The following is an 8,249-nucleotide window of genomic DNA, read 5'->3' as shown; positions in this document are numbered from 1 at the left end:
CGCCGCCCCGCACCAGCCGCCGTGCCGGACCCGCCGAGGCGAAGCGCACGCGGGCAGGCCGTGACGGCAGCACCCCACCCCGCCACAGTCCGCCGACAAGCGCCTCCTCCCCACCACAGCGACGCTCCAGGCGATCATGAACCCGCCCCGCCTACGCCCACTCCGCCCCACACCGACCACCCGCCCCCGCAGCCATCGCGAGGGGGAACCGGTGGCGGCGTCCTCTCGGCCGTTGCCGCCACCGGTTCCCCTCGCGACGCGCGTTGAACGCGAGCCTCCAGGGCCGCGGCGATGACCTCGTCTGCGGCGATCAACTGGAGGCCCGCGACGGGTAGCGCATCCAGCCCAGCCGTAGGGCGCTGCTGCGAGCTTCGCTGCGTCGATGAGCTCCAACCGGTGGTGCACCGCCACCTGGCTGTTGCGGCGGTATCGAGGGAAACCGCCTGCACACTCTCGCGGGTGGGGGCCTCGGTCGCGGCCGTCCCGTGCGCGTGGGTGAACGCCTCGGCCACCTGTCGACGACGCGCGTGACAGCGTGCGAGCCGCACTCGAGACCGCACCGGTGACTGTGCCGCTGCCCACTGCGAATCTCGGCTCGTCCCGCCGCGCTCACCCCATCCGTCGCACGGTCAGGTCGGCGAGGTGCTGGACCATGTCGCAGCTGGCGCGGGGGCGGGCGACCACGCCGCGGTAGGACCATTCGAAGAAGTCGTCGCCGAGTTGGACGGCGAGCACGCAGACCTCTCGGGTCGGGCCGTCGGGGCTGTGGGAGAGGAAGCCTGGGTGGTCTGCCAGGGTGAGGGAGCGGATGTCGCGGCCCCACAGGGCTTCCCAGGCGCGTTCGCGGTCGATGGGGCTGCCGCGATAGGACGTGAAGGTCACATCGGTGTGCTGCGCGGTATGGAACCAGCGGCAGGTGACGGAGTTGCGGAAGATATCGGAGGGCTCGGAAAGACCGGTGGTGGAACGTATCTCGGCATCCGTCACGTGACCGCACTCGCCGGTGAACGGCCCCGGCGCCGCCACCCGCACCGGCGGCCGGTCACCCGCCTCCTCCCGCGCGTCCTCCGACCCACAGGCACCGGCCAGCAGCGCGCACGCTCCGACCAGGAATACGGCAACCCCCCGCATACCCTTCGATGCTACCGACTCCCCGGCCGCCTCGCGGGCAACGGATCGCGACCACCCCGCGAACGACCGGCCCCTGCCCACGCCACACGCAATGGCCGCTGACCGCCCCGCGAACAACCGACCAGCTCGACGGCCCGCGACACCGCCCCGCGATCGACCGCCCCTCACCGCTCCGTCGGCTACCGACACACCGACCACCCACGACGACGTGCGGTTCGGTGCCCCGCGCCGCGAGGTCCGCCCGCCCGCGCCCGGCCGCAGCGGTGGGCGGGCGCGATCCAATACAGTGGCGTCATGATTACCGCGATCGTGCTCATCCACGCCGAGGCCGCCCGCATTCCCGAGACCGCGCAGGCGCTGGCCGATATCGACGGCGTGACCGAGGTGTATTCGTGCGCGGGCGATGTGGACCTGATCGCGATCGTGCGGGTGCGCGATCATGAGCAGATCGCCGAGGTGGTGACCGGCAGGATCAACAAGACGGCGGGTGTGCTGCGCACCGTCACCAATATCGCCTTCAAGTCCTATGCGCGCGCCGATGTGGAGGCGGGATTCTCCATCGGCGAGTAGGTGCCGCGCGAGCTCAGCCGCGTAGCCGGGTCCCCACCGTGGTGAGCGCGGCGAGCGCCATCGGGGCGGCCACGATCAGGACGGCCGCGAACAGCCCGGATTTGGCCAGAGCGTCGCGCATGCTGAACTCCTCACTCGAACCGCGGGTGCATCCACATCGGGTGCGTCGGCTCGGCTGGCAATCCGTGCACCCTAACGTGGCGACCAGGTTCCGACCATCAGCAACACACCGGCTACGCGATAAACGAGATCTCCCCGCCGCGTGAACTCGACGGGGAGCATCGGCCGCGTCCGGCCGGTAGCGCCGGACGGCAGCCGCCCGTTCGACCGATCCGGTCCGACTCAGTCGGTACCGAGTTCATTGCTGAGTGCCGCCCACCGGTCGAGCAGCCCGGCCGCCGCCCCGGAGTCGACCGCGGTCGCGACCCGCTTCAACGCTCCGGCCAGCTTGTCGTGCAGATCGGTCTCGACACTGTCGAGTTCGAAGGCCACGATGGCCGCGGCCGAGTTCAACAGCACCGCGTCCCGCACCGGACCGGGCTCGCCCGCCAGCATATTGCGGGCGATGACCGCGTTCATGGCGGCGTCCCCGCCCTGTAGCGCGGCGGGTTCCACCCGCGGAATCCCGAGTTCGACCGGGTCGATGGTGACGTGGCGGCGCTGTCCGCCCGCGACCACCCACACGTCGGTGGTGTCCACCGTGGTGATCTCGTCGAGTCCGTCGTTGCCGCGCACCACCAGCGCCGAGGCGCCGCGCTCGGTGAACACGCCCGCATAGGTCGGCAGCAGGTCCTCGAAGGCGCACCCGATGAGCCCCGCCCGCGGCTGCGCCGGATTGGTCAGCGGCCCCAGCACATTGAATACGGTGGGGATGCCGATCTCACTGCGCGCCGGTCCGGCGAACCGCAGTGATGGATGGAACATGGGCGCGAAGCAGAAGCCCACCCCGACCTCGCGCACACAGCGTTCCACCGCCTCCGGCCCGAGCGCGATCTTCACGCCGAGCGCCTCCAGCACATCGGCCCCGCCGCTCTTGGAGGACGCCGCCCGGTTCCCGTGTTTGACCACCGGCACCCCGCTGGCGGCCACCACGATCGAGGACATGGTGGAGATATTGACGCTGCCGGAGCGGTCACCACCGGTGCCGACGATGTCGACGGCACCGAAGTCGAGTTCCACCCGCCGCGCGTGGGCGAGCATGCCCGAGGCCAGTCCGCTCAGTTCGGACAGCGAGGGGCCCTTCATCTTCATGGCCACGCCGAAGGCCGCGATCTGGGCGGAGGTGGCGTTGTCGGTGAAGATCTCGTTCATCGCCCACGCCGCCTCCTCCGTGGACAGGTCACGTCCTTCGGTCAGGATGGTGAGGATTTCCCTCCAGCTGCGCGCGCTCATGCTTCTCTCTCCCATTGCTGGTGGTTCCGGCACACCAGTGCTCCCTCAGCAGCCTAGTGCGCCGGGCGAGGGTTTTTCCCCCGGGCGGGTACCGGCTTTCACTGCCAGGCGGTCCATCCGAGCGCCGTTCCGTCGTGGCGCTGCGCCAATCCGGCCATGCGGGCGCGTTCCTGTGAGCAGTGCAGGGCGTCGAGCGGTTGCACGCGCTGCAACACCACCTCGCACGGGTCGCCGTCGCCGCGCTCGTGCACCGCGTACCCGTCCTGCGCGGCGATAGCGGCGGCGGTCTCCACCTGCGCGGCGGGCAGCCGCAGCAGGTGCCGCAGCACCGCGGGTCGTTCCGGTGCCCAGCCGGTGGCGCGCTCCAGCGCGGTCGAACAGGCTTCGGTGTCATCGAAACTCGACACCACCTCCACCAGATCGGCGCCGGAGGGATCGAGTTCGGGCGCGGTCGCCCGCCCGAACAGCCGCCGCCACCAGGTCTTAGAGGTCATTTCGTTCCTTCCGCGGGTCCGGATCACAGGTTTCACTCTTGCCTTTTTCTCAGCCACATGCTTTAGCTTGGGTGCCGTCACCGCCGCGAAGCGCGCCCCGGCAGCAGGAAAGCCCTGCTCAAGAGACACGCCGAGCGCTAGTCGGGAGATCCTCTCGCGCTGCGGTTTCCGACACGCGCCCCGAACTTTCGTACCCGGCTACACCTGTCGTACTACAAGGGGTCATACTTACCGGCGTGACGACCGCAGTAGGGACCCCAGGATCGGCCATTACTCAGCGTGTGCATTCGCTGAACCGGCCCAACATGGTCAGTGTCGGTACCATCATCTGGCTGTCGAGCGAGCTGATGTTCTTCGCCGGCCTGTTCGCCATGTACTTCGTTGCTCGCGCGCAGGCCAACCCGGAGCTCGGCTGGCCGACGGAGCCGACCGAGCTGAACATGGCACTCGCCGTGCCTGTCACCGCGGTGCTGGTCGCGTCGTCCTTCACCTGCCAGATGGGTGTTTTCGCGGCGGAGAAGGGCGATGTGTTCGGCCTGCGGCGCTGGTACTTCATCACCTTGCTCATGGGCACGTTCTTCGTGGCGGGCCAGGGCTACGAGTACTACCACCTCGTGCACGAGGGCACCTCGATCTCCAGCAGCGTGTACGGCTCGGTGTTCTACATCACCACCGGCTTCCACGGCCTGCACGTCATCGGCGGTCTGATCGCCTTCGTGTTCCTGCTGGTGCGCACGACGCTCAGCAAGTTCACCCCGGCGCAGGCCACGGCGGCGATCGTCGTCTCCTACTACTGGCACTTCGTCGACATCGTCTGGATCGGGCTGTTCGCCACGATCTACTTCGTCCGCTAGTTCCGGACAAGAGCTTCTGCACAGTCGGTTCCGTCTACTCCAAAGGGACACAGATGAGTTCATCTCCCCCGTCAGCGCCAGATCCCAGCGGCCCCGGGATCGGCAGCGCGCAAGAGAATCAGGCCACCAAGGTCCGCAGGCAGCGACGCGGCAAGCGGCGCTTCGCGGGCGGTCTGGTTCTGCTGATGGGCCTCGTCGGAGCCGGCTTCACGGCCTCGGCGCTGACCCCGGACGCCCAGGTCGCGACCGCGAACGAGGATCAGTCCGCGCTGCTGCGCGAGGGTAAGCAGATCTACGACACCTCGTGTGTCACCTGCCACGGCGTCAACCTGCAGGGTGTGGAGGATCGCGGCCCCAGCCTGATCGGCGTCGGCGAGGCCGCGGTCTACTTCCAGGTCTCCACCGGCCGCATGCCCGCGGTCCGCAACGAGGCGCAGATCATGCGCAAGCCCCCCAAGTTCGACGCCCGCCAGACCGATGCGCTGGGCGCGTACATCGCGGCCAACGGCGGCGGCCCGACCGTGGTGCGCGACGCCAATGGCGAGATCGCGCAGGAGTCGCTGATCGGCGGCGCCGATCTGGGTCGCGGTGGCGAGCTGTTCCGCATGAACTGCGCGTCCTGCCACAACTTCACCGGCAAGGGTGGCGCGCTGTCGTCGGGCAAGTTCGCGCCGCCGCTGGAACCGGCCAATGAGCAGCAGATCTACACCGCGATGCTCACCGGCCCGCAGAACATGCCCAAGTTCTCCGACCGGCAGCTGACGCCGGAGGAGAAGCGCGACATCGTCGCCTATGTCAAGGACCGCACCGAGACCCAGTCCGAGGGCGGCTACGGCCTCGGCGGCTTCGGTCCCGCCACCGAGGGTCTGGCCGCCTGGATCGTCGGCATCACCCTGCTGGTCGGTTCCGCCATGTGGATCGGATCCCGGACATGAGCCCGGCAGCGCGACGTCACCGCGGTGGAGCCGTGCGCATGACCCAAAGGACGCAGTCATGAGCGAAGAGGAGCGAAACAGCATGGGGGACCACCCCACGCCGCAGACGGATCTGACCGAGGAGCAGCTCGACGCGCTGTCGCGGGACGAACTGGTCGAACTCGGCACGAAGATGGACGGTGTCGACGTCGCCTATCGCGCGCCGCGCTGGCCGGTGCCCGGCACCCGGGCCGAGAAGCGGGCCGAGCGTCAGGTGGCGATGTGGTTCGGCATCTCGGCGCTGTCGGCCGTCGCGCTGATCGGCGTCTTCCTGTTCTGGCCGTGGAGCTACAAGTCCCGCAATGACGAGGGCAACGCCGCCTACAGCCTCTACACCCCGCTGGTCGGTCTGTCGCTGGGTATCGCGGTGCTGGCCATCGGTATCGCAGTGGTGCTGATCCGCAAGAAGTTCATTCCGGCCGAGATCTCCATCCAGGACCGCCACGACGGCAAGTCCTCGGAGACCAACCGCCGCACGCTGGCCGCCGAACTGCAGGACGCGCTGGACACCTCCACGCTGGCCCGCCGCAAGATGATCACCCGCACCGCGGGTCTGGGCGCGGGCCTGCTGGGCATCGGCGCGCTGTTCGTCTTCGTCGGCGGCATGGTGAAGAACCCGTGGGCCAAGGGCGACAAGTCGCCGCTGTGGGTGTCAGGCTGGACGCCGGACTACCCGGGTCAGACCGTCTACCTGCGTCGTGACACCGGCCGCCCGGAGGACATCGTGCTGGTGCGTCCGGAGGATCTGGACGCGGGCGCGATGGAGACCGTCTTCCCCTGGAAGGAAGAGTGGCGGGGCGACTCGCACGAGACCTTGCAGTCGCTGCGCGGCATCCGCAACTCCGTCATGCTGATCCGCCTGCGCACCGCGGACGCGGAGAAGGCGATCAAGCGCAAGGGCCAGGAGAGCTTCAACTACGGCGACTACTTCGCCTACTCGAAGATCTGCACCCACCTGGGCTGCCCGACCTCGCTGTTCGAGCAGCAGACCAACCGGATCCTGTGCCCCTGCCACCAGTCGCAGTTCTCCGCGACCGAATGGGGTAAGCCGGTCTTCGGTCCCGCCGCCCGCGCGCTGCCGCAGCTGCCGATCACCGTCAACTCCGAGGGCTACCTGGTCGCCAACGGCGACTTCATCGAGCCGCTCGGACCGGCCTTCTGGGAGCGTCGTTCATGAGCCCAAGCAAAGCGGCCGCACAGGCCAACGAGATCGACGAGCGGTATCACGCCGCGGCCTTCATGAAGCGTTCGATCAACAAGGTCTTCCCGACCCACTGGTCGTTCCTGCTCGGTGAGATCGCGCTCTACTGCTTCATCATCCTGCTGCTGTCGGGTATCTACCTGACGCTGTACTTCGACCCGTCGATGGCGCACGTCACCTATGACGGCGCGTACCAGCCGCTGCGCGGCGTCGGCATGTCGCGGGCGTACGAGACGGCGCTGAACATCTCCTTCGAGGTGCGCGGCGGCCTGTTCGTCCGGCAGGTGCACCACTGGGCGGCGCTGCTGTTCGCGGCGTCGATCATCATCCACCTGTTCCGCATCTTCTTCACCGGCGCGTTCCGCAAGCCGCGTGAGGCGAACTGGGTGATCGGCTCGTTGCTGCTGATCCTGGCCATGTTCGAGGGCTTCTTCGGCTACTCGCTGCCGGACGACCTGCTGTCGGGTACCGGCCTGCGCGCGGCCTTCTCGGGCATCACCATCGGTGTTCCGGTGGTGGGCACCTGGCTGCACTGGCTGATGTTCGGCGGCGACTTCCCCGGCGACATCATCATTCCGCGTCTGTACATCGCGCACGTGCTACTGCTGCCGGGCATCATGCTGGCGCTGATCGCGGCGCACGTGGCGATCGTCTGGTACCAGAAGCACACCCAGTTCCCCGGCCCGGGCCGCAAGGAAACCAATGTGGTGGGCGCGCGCATCGTCCCGGTGTTCGCCGCGGATCAGGGCGCGTTCTTCTGCTTCACCCTCGGCATCATCGCGCTCATGGGTGGTCTGCTGCAGATCAACCCGATCTGGAACCTGGGTCCGTACAACCCGTCTCAGGTCTCGGCGGGTTCGCAGCCGGACTTCTACATGATGTGGACCGACGGCATGGCGCGTCTGATGCCGCCGTGGGAGATCTACATCGGCAACTACACGGTGCCCGCGGTGTTCTGGGTGGCGCTGATCATGGGTCTGGTGTTCACCGTGCTGATCGCCTACCCGTGGATCGAGAAGCGCCTGACCGGTGACGACGCCCGGCACAACCTGCTGCAGCGGCCGCGCGACGTGCCGGTGCGCACCGCCATCGGCGCCATGGCCATCACCTTCTACCTGGTGCTGACCATCTCCTGCGTGAACGACATCATCGCGTTCAAGTTCGACATCTCGCTCAACGCCACCACCTGGGGCGGTCGCATCCTGCTGCTGGTCGGCCCGCCGCTGGCGTACTTCATCGCCTACCGGTTCTGCATCGGCCTGCAGCGCAGCGACCGCGCGGTGCTGGAGCACGGTGTCGAGACCGGCGTGATCAAGCGGCTGCCGCACGGTGAGTACATCGAGATCCACCAGCCGCTGGGCCCGGTGGATTCGCACGGCCACCCGATCCCCCTGGAGTACCAGGGCGCTCCGGTGCCGAAGAAGATGTCCAAGCTGGGTTCGGCCGGCAAGCCGGGTTCGGGCTCCTTCCTGCGGGCCGACCCGCCCGCGGAGATCGAGGCCAACGCGCAGGCGGCGCACCAGGAGGAGCACGACATGCTGGCGGCCCTGGAGGCCGCGCAGGATGAGGGTTCCAGCGGAAAGCACAGCGAGCACTGACTTCTCACTGAGCGCAGTTCTCACTGATCGTCACA

General features: G+C 68.2%; 8 protein-coding genes. 5 read left to right on the top strand and 3 right to left on the bottom strand.

The window, feature by feature from the left end; translation table 11 throughout:
- Window positions 1–609: 609 nt before the first annotated feature.
- Window positions 610–1,131, bottom strand: coding sequence for a DUF3558 domain-containing protein (locus QK444_RS27450; RefSeq protein ID WP_282785044.1), 522 nt, complete (start codon window positions 1,129–1,131; stop codon window positions 610–612).
- Between the two features lie 294 nt (window positions 1,132–1,425).
- Here QK444_RS27450 and QK444_RS27445 point away from each other — a divergent pair, with 294 nt between their 5' ends.
- Complete coding sequence (locus QK444_RS27445; protein WP_029929370.1) at window positions 1,426–1,701, top strand: Lrp/AsnC ligand binding domain-containing protein; 276 nt, start codon at window positions 1,426–1,428, stop codon at window positions 1,699–1,701.
- A gap of 342 nt (window positions 1,702–2,043) precedes the next feature.
- Here QK444_RS27445 and trpD read toward each other — a convergent pair whose 3' ends face one another.
- Together trpD and QK444_RS27435 are read right to left on the bottom strand one after the other, a co-directional pair.
- Window positions 2,044–3,093 carry an anthranilate phosphoribosyltransferase gene (gene trpD / locus QK444_RS27440; RefSeq protein WP_280356747.1) on the bottom strand — a complete coding sequence of 350 codons (1,050 nt, stop codon included), beginning with the start codon at window positions 3,091–3,093 and terminating at the stop codon, window positions 2,044–2,046.
- A 98-nt stretch (window positions 3,094–3,191) separates the two neighbouring features.
- Window positions 3,192–3,587: a hypothetical protein gene (locus QK444_RS27435; RefSeq protein WP_282785043.1), complete on the bottom strand. Its 396-nt coding sequence runs from the start codon at window positions 3,585–3,587 to the stop codon at window positions 3,192–3,194.
- Window positions 3,588–3,823: 236 nt separating this feature from the next.
- On the opposite strand from QK444_RS27435, the gene QK444_RS27430 reads away from it, so the two are divergent.
- The 4 genes from QK444_RS27430 to QK444_RS27415 are packed head-to-tail and all read left to right on the top strand — an operon-like array spanning window position 3,824 to window position 8,214.
- Window positions 3,824–4,441, top strand: a complete 618-nt coding sequence (locus QK444_RS27430; protein ID WP_029929373.1) for a heme-copper oxidase subunit III — start codon at window positions 3,824–3,826, stop codon at window positions 4,439–4,441.
- Window positions 4,442–4,494: 53 nt separating this feature from the next.
- Entirely contained in the window at window positions 4,495–5,376 is an 882-nt protein-coding gene (locus QK444_RS27425; protein ID WP_282785042.1) for a cytochrome c, read from the top strand.
- Between the two features lie 58 nt (window positions 5,377–5,434).
- A complete protein-coding gene (locus QK444_RS27420; protein ID WP_282785041.1) occupies window positions 5,435–6,592 on the top strand; it encodes a ubiquinol-cytochrome c reductase iron-sulfur subunit in 1,158 nt (385 codons plus the stop codon).
- Window positions 6,589–8,214: a cytochrome bc complex cytochrome b subunit gene (locus QK444_RS27415; protein ID WP_282785040.1), complete on the top strand. Its 1,626-nt coding sequence runs from the start codon at window positions 6,589–6,591 to the stop codon at window positions 8,212–8,214. The genes QK444_RS27420 and QK444_RS27415 overlap by 4 nt, the downstream gene beginning before the upstream one ends.
- The last annotated feature ends 35 nt before the right edge of the window (window positions 8,215–8,249 follow it).

Origin of the sequence: Nocardia sp. CC201C (genome assembly GCF_030010695.1) — a bacterium.
GTDB lineage: Bacteria > Actinomycetota > Actinomycetes > Mycobacteriales > Mycobacteriaceae > Nocardia > Nocardia otitidiscaviarum.
This window is presented reverse-complemented; position numbering and strand designations above follow the sequence as displayed.